General features: G+C 33.5%; 30 protein-coding genes and 1 pseudogene. 3 read left to right on the top strand and 28 right to left on the bottom strand.

The features are described from left to right. Window positions 1-44: 44 nt before the first annotated feature. The 9 genes from P178_RS0113080 to P178_RS0113040 form a co-directional block, all read right to left on the bottom strand. Window positions 45-800, bottom strand: coding sequence for a DJ-1/PfpI family protein (locus P178_RS0113080; protein ID WP_027066631.1), 756 nt, complete (start codon window positions 798-800; stop codon window positions 45-47). A gap of 174 nt (window positions 801-974) precedes the next feature. Further along, window positions 975-1,145 carry a hypothetical protein gene (locus P178_RS23720; protein WP_394799853.1) on the bottom strand — a complete coding sequence of 57 codons (171 nt, stop codon included), beginning with the start codon at window positions 1,143-1,145 and terminating at the stop codon, window positions 975-977. Between the two features lie 64 nt (window positions 1,146-1,209). Then, window positions 1,210-1,467, bottom strand: a complete 258-nt coding sequence (locus P178_RS0113070) for a hypothetical protein (RefSeq protein ID WP_027066630.1) — start codon at window positions 1,465-1,467, stop codon at window positions 1,210-1,212. A 138-nt stretch (window positions 1,468-1,605) separates the two neighbouring features. After that, window positions 1,606-2,376 carry a DUF1883 domain-containing protein gene (locus P178_RS0113065; protein ID WP_027066629.1) on the bottom strand — a complete coding sequence of 257 codons (771 nt, stop codon included), beginning with the start codon at window positions 2,374-2,376 and terminating at the stop codon, window positions 1,606-1,608. A gap of 178 nt (window positions 2,377-2,554) precedes the next feature. Beyond that, window positions 2,555-3,253 carry a hypothetical protein gene (locus tag P178_RS0113060; RefSeq protein WP_027066628.1) on the bottom strand — a complete coding sequence of 233 codons (699 nt, stop codon included), beginning with the start codon at window positions 3,251-3,253 and terminating at the stop codon, window positions 2,555-2,557. A gap of 14 nt (window positions 3,254-3,267) precedes the next feature. Next, a complete protein-coding gene (locus P178_RS0113055) occupies window positions 3,268-3,528 on the bottom strand; it encodes a hypothetical protein (protein WP_027066627.1) in 261 nt (86 codons plus the stop codon). Between the two features lie 14 nt (window positions 3,529-3,542). Next, a complete protein-coding gene (locus P178_RS0113050; protein ID WP_027066626.1) occupies window positions 3,543-3,839 on the bottom strand; it encodes a type II toxin-antitoxin system RelE/ParE family toxin in 297 nt (98 codons plus the stop codon). Next, a complete protein-coding gene (locus tag P178_RS0113045; protein ID WP_027066625.1) occupies window positions 3,836-4,060 on the bottom strand; it encodes a type II toxin-antitoxin system ParD family antitoxin in 225 nt (74 codons plus the stop codon). The genes P178_RS0113050 and P178_RS0113045 overlap by 4 nt, the downstream gene beginning before the upstream one ends. Before the next feature lie 141 nt (window positions 4,061-4,201). Next, window positions 4,202-4,786, bottom strand: a complete 585-nt coding sequence (locus P178_RS0113040) for a super-infection exclusion protein B (RefSeq protein ID WP_027066624.1) — start codon at window positions 4,784-4,786, stop codon at window positions 4,202-4,204. Window positions 4,787-5,146: 360 nt separating this feature from the next. Between P178_RS0113040 and P178_RS23270 the strand changes: the two genes are divergently transcribed. Next, window positions 5,147-5,299 carry a hypothetical protein gene (locus P178_RS23270; protein ID WP_155941570.1) on the top strand — a complete coding sequence of 51 codons (153 nt, stop codon included), beginning with the start codon at window positions 5,147-5,149 and terminating at the stop codon, window positions 5,297-5,299. 127 nt (window positions 5,300-5,426) lie between these two features. Beyond that, on the top strand, window positions 5,427-6,701 hold the full coding sequence (gene ltrA, locus P178_RS0113035) for a group II intron reverse transcriptase/maturase (RefSeq protein WP_027064861.1): 1,275 nt from the start codon (window positions 5,427-5,429) through the stop codon (window positions 6,699-6,701). Window positions 6,702-6,818: 117 nt separating this feature from the next. Here ltrA and ygiD read toward each other — a convergent pair whose 3' ends face one another. Both ygiD and P178_RS0113025 read right to left on the bottom strand, forming a co-directional pair. Further along, window positions 6,819-7,706: a 4,5-DOPA dioxygenase extradiol gene (gene ygiD, locus P178_RS0113030; protein WP_027066623.1), complete on the bottom strand. Its 888-nt coding sequence runs from the start codon at window positions 7,704-7,706 to the stop codon at window positions 6,819-6,821. A 1-nt stretch (window position 7,707) separates the two neighbouring features. Then, window positions 7,708-8,577 (bottom strand): SDR family oxidoreductase, encoded by an 870-nt coding sequence (locus P178_RS0113025; RefSeq protein WP_027066622.1) that lies wholly within the window; start codon window positions 8,575-8,577, stop codon window positions 7,708-7,710. Between the two features lie 120 nt (window positions 8,578-8,697). Here P178_RS0113025 and P178_RS0113020 point away from each other — a divergent pair, with 120 nt between their 5' ends. After that, window positions 8,698-9,063, top strand: a complete 366-nt coding sequence (locus tag P178_RS0113020; RefSeq protein ID WP_036146809.1) for a winged helix-turn-helix transcriptional regulator — start codon at window positions 8,698-8,700, stop codon at window positions 9,061-9,063. A gap of 199 nt (window positions 9,064-9,262) precedes the next feature. Here P178_RS0113020 and tatC read toward each other — a convergent pair. The 17 genes and pseudogenes from tatC to P178_RS0112925 form a co-directional block, all read right to left on the bottom strand. Further along, window positions 9,263-10,116 (bottom strand): annotated as a pseudogene (tatC, locus tag P178_RS22015) (twin-arginine translocase subunit TatC). Between the two features lie 38 nt (window positions 10,117-10,154). Next, entirely contained in the window at window positions 10,155-10,844 is a 690-nt protein-coding gene (locus P178_RS0113010; RefSeq protein WP_036146807.1) for an ATP-binding cassette domain-containing protein, read from the bottom strand. 314 nt (window positions 10,845-11,158) lie between these two features. Then, window positions 11,159-11,512 carry a hypothetical protein gene (locus tag P178_RS0113000; protein WP_027066618.1) on the bottom strand — a complete coding sequence of 118 codons (354 nt, stop codon included), beginning with the start codon at window positions 11,510-11,512 and terminating at the stop codon, window positions 11,159-11,161. A 792-nt stretch (window positions 11,513-12,304) separates the two neighbouring features. After that, window positions 12,305-12,475: a hypothetical protein gene (locus tag P178_RS23265; protein ID WP_155941643.1), complete on the bottom strand. Its 171-nt coding sequence runs from the start codon at window positions 12,473-12,475 to the stop codon at window positions 12,305-12,307. Window positions 12,476-12,644: 169 nt separating this feature from the next. Next, window positions 12,645-14,036, bottom strand: a complete 1,392-nt coding sequence (locus P178_RS0112985; protein WP_027066616.1) for a serine hydrolase — start codon at window positions 14,034-14,036, stop codon at window positions 12,645-12,647. A gap of 92 nt (window positions 14,037-14,128) precedes the next feature. After that, window positions 14,129-14,497: a hypothetical protein gene (locus P178_RS0112980; protein ID WP_027066615.1), complete on the bottom strand. Its 369-nt coding sequence runs from the start codon at window positions 14,495-14,497 to the stop codon at window positions 14,129-14,131. Between the two features lie 127 nt (window positions 14,498-14,624). Next, window positions 14,625-15,017, bottom strand: coding sequence for a DUF4345 domain-containing protein (locus P178_RS0112975; protein ID WP_027066614.1), 393 nt, complete (start codon window positions 15,015-15,017; stop codon window positions 14,625-14,627). 70 nt (window positions 15,018-15,087) lie between these two features. Then, complete coding sequence (locus P178_RS22700) at window positions 15,088-15,732, bottom strand: DUF1643 domain-containing protein (RefSeq protein WP_027066613.1); 645 nt, start codon at window positions 15,730-15,732, stop codon at window positions 15,088-15,090. Further along, window positions 15,733-16,050, bottom strand: coding sequence for a type II toxin-antitoxin system PemK/MazF family toxin (locus tag P178_RS0112965; protein ID WP_027066612.1), 318 nt, complete (start codon window positions 16,048-16,050; stop codon window positions 15,733-15,735). Further along, window positions 16,044-16,295 (bottom strand): AbrB/MazE/SpoVT family DNA-binding domain-containing protein, encoded by a 252-nt coding sequence (locus P178_RS0112960; RefSeq protein WP_027066611.1) that lies wholly within the window; start codon window positions 16,293-16,295, stop codon window positions 16,044-16,046. The genes P178_RS0112965 and P178_RS0112960 overlap by 7 nt, the downstream gene beginning before the upstream one ends. A gap of 56 nt (window positions 16,296-16,351) precedes the next feature. Further along, entirely contained in the window at window positions 16,352-16,648 is a 297-nt protein-coding gene (locus P178_RS22005) for a hypothetical protein (protein WP_051638298.1), read from the bottom strand. A gap of 6 nt (window positions 16,649-16,654) precedes the next feature. Further along, window positions 16,655-17,212, bottom strand: coding sequence for a DUF1572 family protein (locus P178_RS0112950; RefSeq protein WP_027066610.1), 558 nt, complete (start codon window positions 17,210-17,212; stop codon window positions 16,655-16,657). 169 nt (window positions 17,213-17,381) lie between these two features. Next, complete coding sequence (locus P178_RS0112945) at window positions 17,382-18,599, bottom strand: hypothetical protein (RefSeq protein WP_027066609.1); 1,218 nt, start codon at window positions 18,597-18,599, stop codon at window positions 17,382-17,384. A gap of 164 nt (window positions 18,600-18,763) precedes the next feature. Beyond that, window positions 18,764-19,282, bottom strand: a complete 519-nt coding sequence (locus P178_RS22000; RefSeq protein WP_051638297.1) for a DinB family protein — start codon at window positions 19,280-19,282, stop codon at window positions 18,764-18,766. A 234-nt stretch (window positions 19,283-19,516) separates the two neighbouring features. Further along, window positions 19,517-20,053 carry a DUF420 domain-containing protein gene (locus P178_RS0112935; RefSeq protein ID WP_027066608.1) on the bottom strand — a complete coding sequence of 179 codons (537 nt, stop codon included), beginning with the start codon at window positions 20,051-20,053 and terminating at the stop codon, window positions 19,517-19,519. 178 nt (window positions 20,054-20,231) lie between these two features. Next, entirely contained in the window at window positions 20,232-20,528 is a 297-nt protein-coding gene (locus P178_RS0112930) for a type II toxin-antitoxin system RelE/ParE family toxin (protein WP_027066607.1), read from the bottom strand. Then, window positions 20,521-20,763, bottom strand: a complete 243-nt coding sequence (locus P178_RS0112925) for a hypothetical protein (protein ID WP_027066606.1) — start codon at window positions 20,761-20,763, stop codon at window positions 20,521-20,523. Before P178_RS0112925 ends, P178_RS0112930 begins: the two co-directional genes overlap by 8 nt. Window positions 20,764-20,904: the final 141 nt, after the last annotated feature.

Here is a 20,904-nt window from a genome sequence, read left to right as displayed (position 1 = left end):
ATTATAGGCTTGTGCAACGGTTACCGTTGTTGCCCACAGTACTTTTAGTTTTTCCAATTTTGAATTCGGTCAAGATATAAATAACTTTCCACGAATTTTTTATGTTCCGAACTCGTCATTTTCTCCAATAAATTCAATGCTGAAATATAACTTGCTAAATTTCCATTTGACGAACTGAATTTTCCGTCCTCAACGAAAGTTACCAAACTATCATTCTGTACTTTTAAATTCGGATAGTCTTTTTGTAACTGTTCTCCACCACCAATCCAAGTGACGATTTTATGTCCATCTGCAATTCCAGATTTTCCGATTAATTGAGCTCCAGCACAATTACTCACAATATATTCAGTTTCTTTATTTTTCTCTTTTATGAAGTTTACTATTTTTTCGTTGTGAACTTGTGCGTACATATCATAAGCACTCGGCACAAAAAGAGCTGTTAATTTTGGGCAATTTTCAAACGTAAAGTCAGGCAAAATTTTTATTCCTTCTTCGGTTGTGATTGGTTTTTCAGTTTCTGCAATCGTGATTACATTAAAGATTTGTTTTCCGCTTTCGGTTGGTTTTGCGAAAACATCAGAAGTAGCAATTACTTCGCTTTGTAAAACTCCGTTATACATCAAAAGTCCGATTGTTGGCAATTCCGATTTGAATGGTTTTAAGTGTTTTGTCAGAGTATCCGATTCAATTTCCTTTTGATTTAGATTCTCTTTATCGAGATTATTTTTCGATTTTTCAGAGTTGCAACTTATCAAAATAGTTGTGAAAATCATTATTGTTAAAACTCTAAATTTTGTCATTTCGTTCTGTTTTTCTCGTATTGTGGGCAACAATTAAATATATAACATATGTTATATATCCTTCCAATACGAGATATATATAACATATGTTATATATATTTTTTATAAAGTGCAAGTTAATAATTAATAGAAAAGTATATAACAAGGACATAAAATAATCCTTTATTTAGACTTTTATTTGCGAAAAAGTTTATTGAAATTTTTGAATTTTAATGCGTCAGCTATTTCCAGAAAGACGTCAAGTTTGATAGAGTAAGTATCTTGTTCCCATTCGCAAATACGTTCAGGGCGCCTATTAATCAATTTCCCCAAATCGACTTGTGACAGTTTTTTTTCCGTGCGCATCTGTCTAATATATTTGCCAGTCAAACGACCCTCTTTCATAGTTGAAAATTAATTAATTGTATAATCAGACTTTAGTTTTTCTGTTGGATTCTATAAAACCAAAACCTCCTATTATAATAGAACCCACTACGGTAGCCAATAACGATAATTTTGAATTTGTGTAAATGTTTCGTTTAACTACTGAGGAACTTATTCTACCAGTAGAAAAAGTTTTTCGTTCTTTTACATGTTCTGGATATATATAGAAAAAGCCAGTTAAACCTATTCCTATGGCTACCCATAAAACCAAAATATTTTTATAGTATCTAATAAATGTGTTCATGTGATAATTAAGTTTAGGTATTGAAAAAATGGGTTTTTATTTTGAGTACTATTTGCAGTATTCCTTAGTATGCTATTTTAATAGTTATTTACCTTTATTTGAACTTCGACGCCTCATTTATTTGTTGCACATAATGCTTTAACGACTACTAATTACTACTGCAATTTCTGTCGCAATTTCCTCCACAGTAAATGATGAAGTGTTTCTTGCTAATTTGTCTGCTAAAGATGGACTGTAATCGATAACTTCTTTTTTAGTCAGATTATGCCAAATCGGTAACATAACTTGTTCGTCAGAAACGGACTTTGTAATAATTCCGTCAAGTTCGTAATTTGTCCAACCTTTGCGAATAAAGTCTTTCGATAAAACAACTATTCCAAATCGACTGTTTGCTAATCCTTTGTCAATTTTTCTTCTCAAAGAGTCTCCAATTTTCATTTCAAATTCATCATACCATACTTTAAGTCCTTCTGATTTTAGAGCTAAGGCTAAAGGTCTAACAACTTCATCTTTATCCTCTGAAGCGTGTGAAATAAAAACATCATATTCTCTTACTTCGTTATCGTATTCTGGTGCTTTTTCTTTGTCCTGTACTAATGATGGAACTGTCGATAAAGAAGGTTGTCGCATTTCAGGTAATGCACTTGGCATCATTCTAATCGAACTTCTTGTCGTTCCTCTCAATCCTTGCATATCAACTGTAACATACCAATGTCCCGAATTAGGGATTTTTAATCGAATTGGGGACTTTTTCGCTAAACCTCCAATATAACTATGTCTTCTTCCATTTTTATAACTTTGAAAACTTGATGAATTCATTAGGCGCACATTGGCAGCACTTCCCTGTAATGTTATTTCAACCACATCACCTCTTTGTTTGTTTCCTAAATCATATTTGGTAAAGTTCATTCTATTCTTAATGTTTTTTGGGCATTATCTACAACATAAGTTTCTGTACAATAATATGTACTTATCTTAGAACTAAGATAAAAGATTTTTGATGTCTTTGAACGACCTGTTGGCCGCATGTGTCTTTCTTACAGTTGTTTTGGTCGAATTTTAACCTAGCATAAGCTGTATCTTTTATTTAAACCTTGCTTAGTTCTTGAATTAAGTTCTTATTCAATTTCACAAAAAACTTTTTTATTACATCAATGAAGGACTGTAAAAATTCAATATCACTAATAAATAATAGTGAAGAATTTTTAGAATAGGATATTCCTGGTTTAGTTTCAATGAACTTATTTAAATCACTTTTGACTTCTTTTATTTGCCCTTTGTTGTGTGCTATTGCATTTCTGATTAATTGAAATTTCTTGATTTCGGTCCATTCAATTTGGGATTCAATTAATTCTAAACCAATAACTTTTATCATAAATTTTCGGCATTGATTTATATACCCGCCATTTGAAGAAATATCAGTAACAAGAAGTTTGCTTTTAACTCTGTTTCCTGCCATATTACATAACCCCTTAAAATGATCTTCAAATACAGAATAAATTACTAAGAATATGGAATTGTTCAATAATTCAGGAAATCTTTTCTGATTTATAATCTCTTGTTCATAATAATCAAACGCCTCTGGCGATTCAGGGTGACTATGATACTTTTCATCCCATTCTTCAATTTTTAATCTTAGTTCTAATTCTTTGGCAGCTATCATACCTTTTGATTCATCTAAATATGCTAAAATTGGGTCAAATTTAAAATCTAACATTATTGAGCTGGCTTCAAACAACCACAACTTAGAACTACCGATTTTGTCAACTCTAGAATTATCTTTCATCCTTTATTTAGACTTTATTTCTTAAAATAAGGTTCTATCGTTTTATATATATCATCATAATCACCTTTCTTAAAAAAGAAAATAGTTTTCTCAATTATTACAGGTAGTTCTTCAAGTTTATGGAATTTAAACTCTGATAAAATAAAACTTTTAATATCAGATGATAAGTAGGGCGAATTTGAGGGACAGGTATTCACTGCAGAAATTAAAGTTTGTAATTGACTATTATATTTCAAGTAATTTTTATCCCTATATTTTTTAAAATCTATTTCCATCCTTTATTTGAACTTTAGTCTAGAAATCTAATAAGATCTCTCCCTCCATATAAAACTCTTACAATTCTTATTCGGTCTTTTAAAATTCTGTAAAAGATAATATGTGAAATGTAAGGAAGACTATATAGACCTTTTTTGATGTCATTCCGTGTCCTACCTATGTGATAATTAGCGCTCAACTTATCAAAGTGCTCTTCAAGTCCTATTAAATATTTAATGGCTTGGTCCTGTCCGAACTTAGCTTCACCAAATTCATAGATTTCATCTATATCGGCTTTAGTTTCTTCAGAAAGAACATATGGGTATTTCATGACTTCTTCTTGGATGCTATTATCTGGCTCATTGACAAATTACTGTCTGGTCCATCCCATCCTTTTTCAATTTCCTTCCTTAGATCCCGAATAACTTTTTCTCTATAGATACCATGCAACCGTAAGGCATCTCGTATCACTTCGCTATTGTTCTGATACTCGCCTGAAGCAACTTGCGCATTTATATATTCTTCCTGCTTTTTAGTGAAACTAACATTCATGCTTAAATCATTTACAACTAAATTAATAAAAAATGTCCAAATAAGATATATTTGGACATAATATTAAGATTTCGTCTATCCTTTATTTGAACTTTAATGAACTGGACTAGGGCTTTTCATAGGAGCCGTTGTTATGCAAAGTTATCTAATAATCCCTTTTCTAGCCCAAGATGGCCTAATTGAAATTATGTATTGTTTTTCTTCATCAGTTGGATTCTTTGGTAAATCTACATGATGTGGTCGAATATATTTCTCAGTATACTTACCCATGGAAAGAGCTGCAAATCTTCCAGAAACTATTGCGCTATCACCAAATTGTCTGTTCATTCTAAGAAGCCCTGCATCCATTAGGCCACCTACAACAGGATCATCATATGGCATTTCAATTGATCTTTGGCCACAAATCATAAATTCGCGAAATATTGCTTTTTCATGATCGTCTAATTCAGAAATTCTTTTTCTAAGTTTTCCTTTTGCCTGGAAAAAATGCCACTCGAAATTTATCTTTTTTCCAATCCAGATAAAAACATTTAAAAGAGTTAATCCAGCAGAAATTGCAAACACTAATCCAATAATGGGCCCATATGTATTTTTAATTGAATCTAATTGAATTTTTTCTAATAACAATTCATTTGCAAAAAGTATGAAGCCTGTAACTAAGGCAAATAAGACGAAGAATTTTGCTGGTAATTTAGATAAGTCAAATAATCCCTTAAACAGGTCCATATTGCTGTATTAATTTTTCATAACGGTTAGTATAAGAGCAGTAGCGGAATTAATGCACTTACCTTTCGGGTTTTAATATAATAATTTAAATGCAAAGCGGTTTGAGTTGAACCCCAAACCGCTATTGCTTTTATACCGTGTGTGTGCCCAGCATGGGCATCTTTTTAACTACAGAAAAGTAGTTGATTAATCTAGAGGGTGCAAGTCCCTTATGGACAGGGGTAACGCCTTTAACCATTAGTAAGTTGCAAGGTTGCTAGTTGCGAAGCTAGGACTGAAGGAAGCGAGCCTACAAACTCTGGTACTGACGAATAGGAACCTGATATGAGGCTATAAGGTCGGGTAAGCAGGCACATAACTGTGACGCCCCAAACTCCAAGCAATTGGAAGCAGACCAAAGTAGTAGATTGGGCAGCGATCAGAGGAAAGAAGATGCCCTTACCTGGGGAGGTCTCCCAAGCTACGAGTAGCTATATGGAGAAGTCAGCAGAGGTCATAGTAGTTCAGTTGTGATACTGAATGAAGGACTGAACGTTAATGGTCTTTAATGAACTAAGGAGTTTAGCTGTGTTACAGATAGTTTTCCAGCAGTTAAATAGCCTTAAATCAAGCGAGACACCTAAACAATTTTATAGTACCGATGATTAAGGAATTAATCAACAAAGAAAACCTAAACCGCGCCTATTTAAAGGTCTACCGAAACCGTGGAGCAAGCGGTGTAGATGGCATGGAAGTCCATGAACTGTCTCGCCACTTTGGGCACTATGGCGAACAGTACGCCTTGCAAATAGCAAGTGGCACGTATTATCCCTCAGCGATAAAGGGCATAGAGATACCGAAATCAAACGGAAAGACGCGCCTTTTAGGCGTACCTACCGTAGTAGACAGGGTATTTCAACAAGCACTACATCAAGTGTTAGAACCTTTGTTCGAGAAAGATTTTCATGCTTATAGTTTTGGTTTTCGTCCTCAGCGTAACACGCATCAAGCGTTAGCGAAGAGCCTATCAGAAATCAACTCGGGCAGAAAGTATATTGTGGACATCGACTTAAAGAGCTTCTTTGACGAGGTAAGACATGATGTGCTTCTCAACTTGATACATGACAAAGTAAGGTGTCCACTAACGCTAAAGTTGCTACGCAAATTCTTACGTGCACCTATTGAAATCAATGGCAGCTTGCACAAACGCAGTAAAGGGGTACCGCAAGGTTCGCCCTTAAGCCCACTTCTGTCGAATATCTTGCTCAATGAGCTAGATAAAGAGTTAGAAAAGCGTGGTCACGAGTTTGTACGCTATGCCGATGATTTCAGTATTTACCTGCGCAGTAAGCCAGCCGCCAAAAGGGTAGGGAATAGCATTTTCAAGTTTTTGCGAGACAAGCTGGACTTACCCATCAACCGAGAAAAGAGCGGATTACGCACCCCTTACAACTTCAATTTATTAGGCTACGGATTTGTTCCTACCTATAAGAAAGGAGAACGGGGCAGGTATCAATTTGTGGTAGAAAAGTCGAAATGGCAAGTGCTGAAACAAAAGTTAAAGTACCTGACCAAGAAGACGGTTCCTGCCAGTTTTGATGAGCGTATACAGCGCATAAATAGGTTGATACGTGGTTGGACAAACTACTTTAAACTAGCGAACATTCAAGCAAAGCTAAAGCAGCTGGATGAATGGTTGCGAAACCGATTACGGTACTGTATTTGGCATTACTGGAAGAAACCCGAGCGCAAGCGTAAAAACCTTATCCGTTTAGGTATTGAACAAGGACAAGCCTATGCATGGAGCAGAACCAATATGGGAGGATGGGCAGTAGCCCAGAGTCCTATTCTGGGTACCACCATAACCGTATCACGCTTAAAGCAGCGAGGATATCTAAGTCTATTGGATTACTATAAGAAAGTAAAGCATCATTAACGAACCGCCCAGTACGAGACCCGTACGCTGGGTGGTGTGAGAGGCGCAGTCCGTTCCTAACTAGGGGCGGACCCGTCTACTCGATTACCTGCTTTTTTTTTTTTTTTTTTTTTTTTTTTATCCAAATTTCACACTTGTCATAGTCAGTGAACCACCTAAAGCATTATCGTTAAAGATTGTGGTATTATCCTTTTCGTCTTTTAATCCTAATGTGTACAATAAAGGCAGATAATGCTCAGGCGTTGGAATCGCTAGGTTAAAAGCTTCTCCTTGCTTTTTAAACTCAATTAAATTTTGGTAATTTCCCTCCAAAATCCATTTCTTCATTTTACTATCTGCTTCTATTGCCCAATCATAGCCGTAGTTTTTATTAATTTTTCTAAAATCAACTTTTCTTAAATTATGGACAATATTACCGCTACCAACAATTAGTACGCCTTTTTCTCTTAATTTTTTTAATTGTTGTGCTAACTCGTAGTGTTGCTGTGGCGTCATTTTATAATCCAAGCTAAGTTGAATAACAGGCACATCTGCTTTTGGAAATAAATGTTTAACTACGGTCCAAGCTCCATGGTCCAATCCCCATTTATCATCTAAGTGAACGGTTCCTGCTGGGTTAATAAATTCTGAAATTTCTTTAGCCAGTTTTGGATGTCCAGGCGCTGGATATTGTACTTCGTAAAGTTCTTTAGGGAATCCGCCAAAATCATGAATTGTTCTTGGATTTTGCATGGCAGTGACAAAAGTTCCGTTTGTTTCCCAATGGGCTGAAACCACAATAATAGCATTGGGTTTATCCAATTGCTGCCCTTGTTTTTTAAACTCTCTAACAAACTCATTGTCTTCAATACCATTCATAGGCGAACCATGTCCTAAAAAAAGGACAGGCATTCGCTTAGAAGAATCAAAAGAATCTGTTATGTTTTCTAATTTATTTAATGCTGACATCATTGGAATACTTAATGCTGTTAGTCCGGCTATCTTTAAAAACTCTTTACGCTCCATTTTAAGCGTATATTTTGGTCAAAAATTCTTTAGCGGTTGTTGGTTTTCTACCTATAAGTTTCTCTAATGAATTGTCTGACATTTCTAATTCGCCATTGGCTTGTGCTACCGAAAATGCAGTGAATAATCCAATGTATTCATCAGGAATACCATAGGTTTTTAGTGTAGCCTGATATTCTTCAGGTGAAGGCGATTGATAGGTGATATCTTTACCACTTATTTGAGCAATTGATTCAGCTACTTCATTGTATGAAATCGCTTGATTATTTACTAATGGATACGTCTTATTTTCGTGCCCCTCAGAAGTCAATACTGCTGCTGCTGCTTCTGCCAATTCTTGTCTTAATACTAAACTGGATTTTCCGTTTTGTGCAGGTTGCATAATTACACCTGTTTCCAATACTTGTTCTCCTATAAACATAGGTAGCATGTCCAAATATGTGGCGTTCTGTAAAAATGTATATGTCATGCCACTTTCTTTTATCCAGTTTTCGGTTTTTAGATGTGAATCCTGTAAGAATGCGATAGCAGAATCATCTCTCTCCTGATTTCTCATAAATGAAGTATAGACAATATGCCTTACTCCAGTAGCTTTGGCTGCTTTAACCACATTTTGATGTTGTGCGGCACGATTTTCTATTTCACTACTAGAAACAAATAGTAATTTATCGACACCTTCAAAGGCTTTTACTAAAGAATCATAGTTGGTATAATCTCCTATTTTAACTGTAATTCCGTCTGCTTTAAAGATGTTTGCCTTTTTCTCACTTCTGGAAAGTACCGAAATACCTGATGTTTTTACATCTTTTTCTATTAGTTGCTTAACGACATGTTTACCAAATTCGCCTGTTGCTCCTGTTACTAAAATCATTTTTTTAATTCTTAATCATTAATAATGATACAAACTTACTATATTTGCTACTTAAAGTATAGTTAGTTATTAATAAGTATTGCTATACTTTTGTATAGTAAGAGTTTAAAATATTTGACAATGAATGATTTGCTAACTATTTCTGAGATAAAAAAATGTCCTGTACATTACGTTTTGGCGATTAATGATACTTTAAACGTGATAAGTGGTAAATGGAAGTTGCCTATACTTGCTTCTATTCTTTACGGTAATTATAGGTATAAAGACATACAGGCTAATATCGATAAAATTACGCCTAGAATGTTGTCTAAGGAGTTAAAAGAATTAGAGCTTAATGGTGTTATAACAAGGAACGTTTATGATTCAACGCCAGTTCGCATTGAATACAAAATGACCGAATCAGGTAAAAATATTCTCTCAGTTCTTGATGCAATGGTTGATTGGGGTGTTTCCCATAGAAAATCTACATTCAAACATTCAGATTAAAAGTGTTTTTTCGGCAAATTGCAGGTAACAATTAAATATATAACATATGTTATATATCCTTCCAATACGAGATATATATAACATATGTTAAATATATCTTTTATAAAGTTCAAGTTAATAATTAATAGAAAAGTATGTAACCAAGGATATTAAATAATCCTTTATTTGAACTTTTAAATTTTCCGAATATGCGATATTTTTAATTATTCTTAGAACGGGCTGCAGCTAATTTTGCGTCTTTTTTAGCCTGCCTTTTTAAAACTCTTTTAGAAACATAAATACTGATTTGATATAGCATCAGGATAGGTAAAGCAACAACAATTTGGCTGGTAACATCCGGGGGGTAATGACTGCGGATAAAATCAAAACAACAACTAAAGAGATTTTTCTATATTTTTTTAGTATTTCAGGCGTTACCAAACCTACCTTGGTTAAGAAGTAAACGATAATAGGAAGTTCAAAAATCAACCCACATGCAATTACAGATATTCTAACACTACCTATATATGATGCCAAATCGAATTCATTGGTAACTTCTTGACTAACTTGATAGGAACCCAAAAAGTTTATTGACAATGGGGCAACGATATAATAGCCAAACAAAACACCCATAAAAAACAACAAAGAAGCGGCAAAAATAAAACCCTTTGAATGTTTGCGTTCATTAGAATGAAGCGCTGGACTAATAAACTTCCACATTTCATAAACTACATATGGAAATCCGACGATAAAGCCCGCCCATATCGATGTCCAGATGTGCGCTGAAAACTGCCCTCCCATTAATCTACTTTGTATGGTAAAAGGAAGTTCATCAGCACAGAAATCAGAATCAATGCCTAAGAAATTGCCGACCTTACAAAAGAGCTTATAAGTAGGGAAGTCCATTTTTTTTGGACCGAACAAAATTGTGTCAAAAATGAACTCTTTCATCAAGAAAGCTACAATTCCAATACTGACTACGGCCAAAACAGAGCGTATCAAATGCCAACGTAATACTTCAAGATGGTCTAGAAAAGACATTTCATCAGGGGACTTGCGTGCTGCTTTTGCCATTATTTAAGAATTCTTTATTTGAACTTTAGCTAATTGGACTAAGGCTTTTCATGGAACACCACATTGTAGGTAGTTTCTGAAAGATAGCCTAATTCAACTAATTCACTTTTGTCATTGATTTCTTTTAAATATCCATTTTGCAAATAAAAAATATTATCTGCTAAATTGATTACATTTTCATAGTTATGGTCGGTAATAATATAACCTTTCGATGATTTCATTTTTTTGAAATACTCTATGATATAATCTCTGAAAATCGGACTTACTCCGTTGAAAGGCTCATCCAGTAAAATGTATTCTGCATTCGAATGAATAACTAATAATATTTCCACTATTCTTTTTTCTCCACCTGATAAATCTTGATTTTGTTTACTTAATAACGGCTTTATATTTTCGTTATCAAATAAAGTATCCCTAATTTCTTTGGGAAGAAAAAGTGTTATTAATGTTTTTATTTTTACATTATTTGGTAAGAAATTATCTTGAGGCAGATAATTAATCAAATTTCTACCGTCTGAAATATTACGGATTATTTTTTCACCTATTCTAACAAATTTTGATTCAGCCTTTACTGTCCCAAATACTATTTTTAGAAGGGTTGATTTTCCTGAACCATTTCTTCCAATCAAACCTGTTATTTCTCCCTTCTCACACGAAAGGAATATGTCGCTAAGTATTACTTTATTATCGTAAGATTTTGTCAAACTGTCAATATGTAGTTTTCTCATATTATGGATAATATCAACAGATTAATAAAAGCTATTAGAAGGGTAGAGCCCCATAATTCAAGACTGCCTAATCCTAAATTATAATAGAAGTAATATTCATTTTTATTTTTAATATCATAAACGTAGTATTGGACTAGAAGTGCAATTACTAAAAAGCAGAATCCGATAGTAGTGAATTTGCCTCCAAGCAAAATTCCAATTGCAATTGCAATCATATATGAGATAAAGAATATCTTCTTTTGAAATAATAGTATGTTTTTTAATGTTCTCAGATATCTGTTTTTTAATTACTCATATCGAAAAGAGCTCATCGTTTATTTGAATTTTAATTTAGCCAACGAATGTGCTTCAATGATTTTATTCCTCAAATCGGATGGCATTTCGTTATCAGGAATATGATTTAGTTCTGGAAGACTCATATCCACCCCTATTAAATATTGAATTATATTTTCTTCGTCAATTTTCATAGTAAGAACACATAAATTATCCATCTTAGAAAAGTTATATGTAATTACTCCTTCTTTAGGAGCTTCTATTTGAATTCCAAAAATTTTACAATTACTATTGACTTTCTCTGTATTAGTAGTAGAATATAGGCCATCGATTATTTCTCCGTCAATTTTATAACCTTCTATTTTTCCTTTGTTTGTTTCAATACCTATTTCCATATTTGATATCTTAATTTTTTGATTGAACCTTCTTGAAGGTAAGAATTTTTAAATTATACTTCTCGTTCCGCATATTTTGAGAATAAAGAAACTGGTGATTTTTTTTCAATGCTTCATTGGCAGTTAGCTGGTGCTGGTTGATTTTGATAACTATCTAGTGAAGACCTCCTGCTCTCTAATGGGAAGGTTTTTGGAATCCGTTTTTAACCTGAAGGAACAATATGACAAAGCACGGTTCGTCGAAAAAAGTACATATTAGGTAACTTTCGTCGAAAATTCAGCATAATTCTCTTTTTCTACCCGTTAGGGAATGATGCAAGCAACCTTTCAAAGGCACATAATGTTTTATTTACGAAGCGCGGAATCTGTCCGAACCTATCTTTTGCTCTTCTTTTTCCTACTTTGTGGCGCTATCCATGGACAAAGGATATCCATCGAGGTAGGCGAGTACAGTTCGGTACTGGTGGACCGGAAAGTTCCCATTTATTTTCTTGAGGATACGGTTCCGATGGTTGTTTTCGACGGTTGCCCGTTGGATGGTGTACATACGGAAATTATGGAGGGTATCCTTATCATCGACGTTCCCGATGTTGTCACCCATTATAAAGGTACCGTCGTAGTGCGCTATAAAGTGGAAACAGGACATCCTTCCAAGTGTTCGGCCCCTGCCATTGTATCCGGCGATAGGTACAGAATCATAGAACCGCCCAATGCGATAAGGTTCTAATATTTATAGCTCGGAATATTGAGGTGCATCAAGTCAAAAAGCTGATAATCAAAAGAATCCTTTAATTAAACTTCTTTGGTTAACACCTTGCCGAGACTTTGAACAATTTTTTCAGCCCTATCTCTAATATTTCTTTTGTCATCTTCGGTAATAGGATTTACTTCTGAACATTTATTTAATATGGCATATGCATAATTAAATACATTGGTAATTTTTTCTTGTTGTTCTTTGTTCATAATCATTTATTTGGACAAATATGGAGCATTATTTTTTAGAACGACTTCGATACTGGTAATCTGAAAATTTTATAGATCACTCAGCAGTCCCAATATCATCCTTTATTTGAACTTTACTAAAGATAAGATTTTGAATTATAAACAGTTAGGTTATAAGGGAAGCTTACAATTAATTGGTTTTTTTTGCGAGTATTTTTTGCCCACCCTGAAATATTTCTAAGCTCTCAACTTGTCGTTCTTTAATTTGAAAAGATAAATCATATCTATCTATAGGTTCAAAAAACTTGGTCTCGTTTTCCGGGTATAATTCCGATTTTTCTTGCCCTGTCACTTGGGCAAATAATTGTGAACCTTCCAATGTTATTGTAATTGTTAATGTGATTGAAAAATCAGATTCAACCTCATAAACTCCAATATATCTTTCGAGTATAGTCTCCGGTAATTCAATCGCATCACTTTTGAATTTTAAATCAGCTAAATCCGATTCGGGATCGAGTAACTTCAACCCAATGTCATCTGCGTCATTAGTTGAATTTGTGAGCAGTACCACTCCTTGCCCAGATTCATTTACAAATCCAGCAAAAGCTCTATATCCACCGGTACCTCCATTATGCCAAACAACATCACCGTTGGTGCCCTTCTTAATATGCCATGCCAGAGCAACCGACATTTCACCAGCTTTATGGTGTCTAACTTTATGAGTTAACTCCATTGATTTATTCAATTCACTATCTATATACCCAAGATTGGCAGAAATAAATTTAGCCATGTCAAAAGTTGAACTTCTTATTCCTCCTGCACCTGCCAACGTCGATATATCCCAATTTTCGACAATATGACCACCACTATGACCTAATGCCATATTGTTTTTCATTTTCTGCGTAAGTTCAACCCTGGTATCTTTCATTTCTAAAGGGTCAGCTATAGTCTCAACCATCAATTCTTCGTAAGTACTGTTTTTGTTTCGTGCTAGGAGATTACCTAAAAGCCCCTGAGCAAGATTTGAATATTCATATTCAGAACCGACTATTCTGATTGGTGTGTAGCTAGAGATGAACTCGTACATCTGTTCAACCGTATAATCTGAGTAAGGATTGTTCGGATTTACCGGTGCGAAGTTGGCGGGCATTCTTGGAAGCCCAGATGTATGGTCCGATAAATTTCCAAAAGTAATTTCGGTGTCCCCCATTACCGGAAGTTTTATACTATCTGGAAGAAATGTATTTACTTCGTCATCTAGTTTAAGGTCCTCATCCAAAACTTGTTGTGCTAGGAGTATTGCTGTAAAAACTTTTGAGATTGATCCTATTTCATAAATTGTGTTTTTATTGACCTCCATGCCGCCATCCGCGGTTTTACCAAAACTAAAGTATTGAACACCTGAGGAATCAATTAAAGCTAAAGATATACTGGGGTTTAAACCTTCTTCAATCCTTTTCTCAATGGCCTCAACTACTTTTACTGGTAAATTTTTATTGAATAACTGTTTTGATTTGTTCTGGCATTTGTAGTTAATAAATGCCAACAGAATAAACGCCAGAATGATTTTATATTTCCTCATAACTTTTATCAAAAAGCATTTTAACCAGTTCCAGAAAATCTAAAAGATGGTTGTAATTCAATCGTTTAATTAGACTTATATATTGTTTGTGGTTACTTTTCTATTTCCCAATCGTTTAGTCTTTTTTGTACATGCATTTTTACAATTAATGATTCGGCATATCCAATAATGTAAAATTGTTCGATATCGTTAACATCATTATCCTTGAATTTCTCTGCAACTCTTACTGCTTCCGTAAAAGATTTAAATTGACATGCAAAGTCAATATTCATGTCGAAATACTTTCGTTTTCCTAGTTTATTCAAATAATCAAGCCGAGTAAGAAATTCATATTGGCTTATTATATTTCCAGACTTAAGAATAAAATAAGGTGATTGATAATGTTTAGGGCAGCCATCTTGTATAGCTCTATTGAGCTCAGTTAAATCAGCTATGTGCTTAACATTTACCTCTAATTTCATAAAAATTTTTATTTATAATCAATCCTTTAAATGTACTTTACGAATTACGACATGGCGTCCTAACTCATCCTTTTTTTGAACTTTGTGAATAGCTATTTTATTCTAGGTTTCGTTTCAATTTTTGTTACTAAGAACTATATTTTTTTAGTTGATAGATTGAATAAAGACCAATTACTAACTCCGCAATGATTCCAAAGATATAGCCTCCTGTTGGCTGTCCATCAAATATCATACTCAACCCTCTACCAAATGCAAGAGAAAGCATAAACAATACGTTAAGTTCAGTAGCACTTTTCCAATATTTACTTTTACAAACTCCTAAAACCCACACAAACGAAATTCCAATATAAAGACACATTATTGCCTTAAGCATGTTTTTAAGATCAATTGTACCAACTTGGATATCTAAATGTTCAGGAAGAATTGATGGAGAACCATAAATTATTCCTGTTGGTAGAACTATTGCTATAGAAATTAAAAGATGTAAATTTTTAAAAACCCAACTTAATCTATTTATCATATACAGTTAAATGTAATCAATTATTAATTTAAACTTTATGACTTACGACAAAGTGTCTTAACTAATTCTTTTATTTAAACTCTGATAATTTTTTATTAATAATTTCATACCACTCTTTTTGCTTCTTATATGTTCTAGGTAATGGGTGGTAGAAAGCGTATTCATGACCGGGTTTATTCCATCCAATACTATTTTCATTCTTCGTCAATGCAATAGCTCTTTTTGCAAATTTCCTTAACCGGTAATTTACTCCCCAAGCATAAATAACTGGGATGCCGTTTATAAAATATTTATTGAATTCTTTTGCTCTATTCTCTGTAAATAAAGAATGATTGATACCATTTGAATCCATTGGGGCTATTTCTTTATAAAAACAAGAACTCTTAGGCTCACGCAAATCTGATAAATTTAGAACTCTGGCGTATTTATAGCCATTTAATTCCATTACTCTTATTATTTGTTTCTGCGTTACATCTGGCTTAGCCTCAGTTTCAAATCTTCCGTTATCATTTTCATTTATAGGGGATGAACTACCTGGATTCATCATTATAACCATTAAATCAGGTACACCACAACTATCCTTTATTGATTTGATATTCAAATATTTTCGAAAATTATATTCCCCAACGCTATAATAAAAACCTGTAATAGTATAATCATTTATATCAACACCCTTCAAATAAATTTTCGCTTTCGTCATGAGAATTACTATCATTTATTTGAACATTTTTAAGAGTACTGCCTTTATGCTATCAGAAGTATCCTTATTAAGAATAGTAAGCTTTTTACCAAGCCTAGTTTTGTCAATCGACCTAATTTGGTCGAGTGCTATCTCTCCTTTTTTCTTGTTAACTATAACCGATACCCTAGTTGGATAATTTTTAATTGTAGATGTTAAAGGAGCCACAATCAAAGTGTTTAAGTTCTGGTTCATTTCCTTTGGGGATATAACTACACAAGGGCGGGTTTTATTTATTTCGCTCCCCTTTGTTGGATTAAGGTCAATCCAGTAAACTTCGAATTGTTTCACCATGTCCAATCCTTCATATTTTCATCCTCAAAAACATCAGGAATCAAGATTTCTGAATCACCTTTGGAGTTAGCTTTTTCAAACAAATTATTCCAATCAGCCCTAAGCCCCTCCTTAGATGCCTCAATAACAAGCTTGTTATCCTCTACTCCAATTTTCACCTTGTCACTAAGTCCAATAAGTTTAAGAAACTTGGCAGGTATAATAATACCTTTAGAATTTCCAACCTTTATAATATTAGCTTCCATTATTATTCTAATTTTTAACTAAGTTAATACATTGTTATAACATAAACAAATAAATATTACTCCTGATGGTTAGTCTTTTTATAAGGTTTTACTTTCCCTTTAAGCCCTTTCAATTCAAGATATTTATAATATGTAGCTTTACTTACTTCTACCTTTTTTAATATGTTAGGAATGCTTAATATACCTTCGTTGAAATGATACGCACATAAAATTGCATTTTCTTCTCCTTTTATAGTTAGTCCTTTTCGCCTACCTAAAACTTTACCTCTCAATTTTGCAGATTCTAATCCAGCTTTTGTTCTCTCAATAATAATAATAATAATAATATCCTTTATTTGAACTTCTAAATACAAAGAGTTTCACATTAGTTCATCAGTAAAATGGCCACCATGTTTACCCTTCGCTAATTTATTAGTATTAAAATCTTTAGAGTTTCCTTTCACTATTGACAAGCTTTTCCAGTTTTGTCCTCTAATCATTCTTCCAATATAAACGATTTGTCCAATGTGATTTGCATAGTGCATCATTTGTCTATTTAATGCTTCTACTATTGAATGACTCTGATTCCTAATAAATATCTCTCTCTGAAAATTATCTTTGTTTACTGAGTTTAAAGCCTCAAAAAGACAATTCCACCCATCATGCCATTTTTCAAGTAATTCTGATTTTGATTTTATAATCGATTCAAATTCCAGATCTCGATTTCGCCATTCTTTTTCTCCATCCGAGGTAAAAAAATCTGTCCACCTAGATTTCATATTGCCCCAGAGGTGATTAACAATAACACCTATTGAATTGCTTTCTTCATTAAATTGCCAAAATAATTCATCCTCATTTAGTTGGTCAAATGTTTTTTCTCCAAGTGTTTTGTAATACTCAAATTGCAGTTTTACACTTTTTAAATAATTGTCTTCCATTTGACTTTAATTAAATAAGTTTTCATCCTTTATTTGAACTTTACAAATTACCAGAGGGTGTCCTAATTTATCATTTTTTTGAATGCTGATTTTTAAAATAAAGTATATGGTGTAAATGATTACTATAAAGCATGTCTACCATGTAATATATGTGAGAAACTGATAATGGTTATTTAACTGTTTTATCAAGCCTTAATGATTCTGTTCCATTAGTCACCATAATAACATAATCTCCTTTTGGTAAACCTAGAAAACAATAGTCTTCTTTGTATGAAACTTCAAAAATATCAACTGGTATGGCCTTATCTAAATCCTCTCCTTCTTTAAAAGCCATTACCAATATAGGGTATGAAATATCTAATGCGCTTAAATCAATTTTAACTTTGCGATTGTTGTTTGCGAAAATCCAATCCGGTCTATTGTTTATGTATTCGGTGTTGGGATGGAATATGGCAATATCCGACCAGGCTTCCTCCCTGGAGTATCGGTATGGTTTATTTTCTTTATCGATAAGGATAGTTGAACCGCTTGGGTTTATTGCTTTTAAAAACCGGTTATTGAATTTGGGGTCGCTTTTTTCACTATATACTACTTGATTTATTGTCAAAGGATCAATTCCGGTAAACTCTTTTAGTCTACCTGCCATTGCTTTCTCCCAAGATGCGTGTATTCCTTCTAGAGCGTGGTCAAACCCACAGTGTATCAAAAATTTTTCGCTTGGTTTTTGTTCGATTATCTCGGAAATATATTGGGCTTGCTCAATTTCACGTAACTTACCATTAGAGTCGGAAGTTTGTTCGTATGGGAAAACGTTGTAACCGATTTCAATAGCTTCTCTAACCAAATCTCCGAACTGTGGTTCGATAATATACCAGCCCGATTCTTGAATCGGATATTTTCTCTTTAATAGTAGTGTGTCTAAATATTCTCCGTTACCAAGTGCTTCAAGACCTAAATTGGTATACCCTAAACTGAATAGTTCCTTAAGAAGGGATTTGGTGAAAAATCTATAATGGGAGCTGTGATGGGCTTCGTTTATAATTATGACTTGTTCATCGATAGCTTTCTCCAAAATATACTCCCTAGCAGGTATTTTTCTATATAAAGTATTGATTGAATCTATTTGGGCCTGATCATAGTTTTTTTCTGCAGTACCCATGGCTAAATCCCAATGTTTCAGTGCATTTTTATAATCACCCTTCGAGGCATAATCTGCTGCGGACATTTGATATTTCCATGACACGGTATCATTTTCAACTTTGTCTTCAATTTCAGAAGCGAATTTATATTGTGTTTTATAATCGGTTTTTTCAATTATTGCTTTCCTTTCTGCACAGGAATTTAAAAATAGAACAAGGATTATTAAGTTATATGATGCCTTTATCATAGTTATTGCCAATGATTAAGTATTTTAATTTTTTATATCTCTACGACGTAAGCTAAGTTAATGAGATTAAGAAAAATGGATTCTGCGGCATTAATCAATACGTTATTTGAACTTTAGAGAAATGGACTAGGACTTTTCAAAGGAGGTTTTATAAAACGTACTTTTTATTTTCTATTCCACCAACCGTTGCGTTTTCTGATATATATTATTTGTCCAGTATGATAGGCATTATGAGCAGTCATAGTCAAAACGTCAGAAGCCCTTTCGGACAATTGCTTTTCGCTCGCTTTTGTGGTCATTTGTTCCAATTCCGTATGAATAATATCCAATTTAGAAACCACGTTTTTCCATTCTTCTTCCGAGTAAATTTTAAAAGTTATTTCATTATCCATATCGAAATCCGAAAAATCCTCTCCATTCAAACCTTTAAGATACATCTCATTCCAAAAAGTTAGATGAGAAACGAGTTCTCCTATTGAATGGTTTTCCGTGCTGTCTTTCCAATTTGATTGCTCGGCAGTAAGTCCTGTTATAGCTATTTTTGTTGGAACGAACCAATTTTCGTCGGTATGAGAGTATTTCAATTGTTCGGTTAATAATGGTTTCAATTCAGAAATTTTCTCTTTTTCCGAACAATTAAAAAAGAAAACCAAAAGCCCAAATAATATCAAATTTTGTTTCATTTTCTGTATTTGTTAGTATGAAGCAAAATAGTATCTGCTCTTATGTTATTTCAACGTTTATTTGGACTTAAATTAAGGTAATGATATTGAATTACGAACTATCCAGTTTAATAGGATGAGATAATTAGTTTAAGGCAAAAAGAAAATATTGATTAACATTAGATAATTGGACTATGACTTTTAATAGTATACGTTTTTTTAGGCAGTTATTATTCGCTATTAAACTGATTTACATCAATAATAAGGAGAAATCATTAGATAAATTATTACTCCAGTCAAACTCACGTATAACCAAATTGGCATAACCCACCTGGCTATTTTTCTATGCTTTTCTATTTTCATATTTAATCCCCTTGCTATGGAAATTAAAGCTAAAGGAACTATTAATGCAGCTAGTAGAATGTGTGTTATCAGGATTATTAAGTAGGTAGTCCTTAATAATCCAGTTCCTCCAAAACTTGTTGATGGTGTCGTAAAGTGATACAATAAATAGGAGCCTAAGAAAATTCCAGTAAATGATAGTGAGGCAAAAATGAAATTTCTATGAAAGATTATTTTCTTGTTTTTTATCGAGATTAATGCACCTAATAAACTTAAGAATGTCAGTCCATTTAGTGTTGCGTTTAATTTCGGAATGTATGAAAAATCATAAGTGTCAGAAAATGTCATTGTTGGAACAAAATAAGCAAGACCTATTAATAAGTTAATTCCTATGGATAAACTCCATATAGCTTTTGTATAATTTTTTTCTTTAAGGGTAATTTCATTCATTACAATCCTATTTTTAAAGTTGGCTACAGCTATAGGATATAACTATTGTTAATCTCCTAATTGTTTCTAAGTTAAGAATTAGTAGTAAAAAGACGCCTTAACCGACTTCAAATAATCCTTTATTTGAACTTTGGTTTTAGCTAAGCTAGCCGACATATTGGCCTAACCAGATTTTGATTTATTTACCTGCCTTCTCCTGTCTATTATCTTTCATGGCTATCACAGTCACTTTATCCTTATCAAAAACGTAATAAACAGTAGTGTTCTTATGAATGACAGCTCTCCGTAAGTTTTTCTGACTTTGTGGCTCAGGATATAAAGTAGGGAAATTAGAAACGGTCAATTCAAATTGTCTAAGAAGACTCTCAAATTTGGAAACCTCTTTTTTATTGAATTTTAATACCAGGTAATTTCTAATGGCAACGGCGTTCTGCAACGACCTCTTTGTCCATTCGACCTCATAAGGTTTATCCATTGGTCAAACCATTCCAGAATTCACCGGATTTCATAGTCTCACCTTGCTGATAATCCCTGATTCCACCAAGTATATTGACCCTATCACTCTCGGTAAGCCCTTCCCACCAGTCCGAGGACTTTCCATCACTGGACAACTTGACCGAACTTAACAGGCCTAATATGGAGTCATCGGTAAGGGATTGAATCCAACCTACAAGCTCCTTTTTAGTTTTATTCAATTCTGAAGTGCTCATACTATCTCTTTAAAGTAAAGTTACAAAAACCTTCCATTCTTGGATTAGCGTATAAATAGATTAATTTGAATCTCTATTTAGAGGTCAAACCTATTCTTGATCTTGAACCTCTAGCATTAGGTCAATGTCTCCTAAATCATC

The sequence above is a fragment of the Maribacter sp. Hel_I_7 genome (assembly GCF_000688315.1).
In the GTDB taxonomy this organism is placed as follows: domain Bacteria; phylum Bacteroidota; class Bacteroidia; order Flavobacteriales; family Flavobacteriaceae; genus Maribacter; species Maribacter stanieri.
The sequence above is the reverse complement of the archived record's forward strand: the minus strand, read 5'-3'. Positions and strand labels throughout refer to the sequence as shown.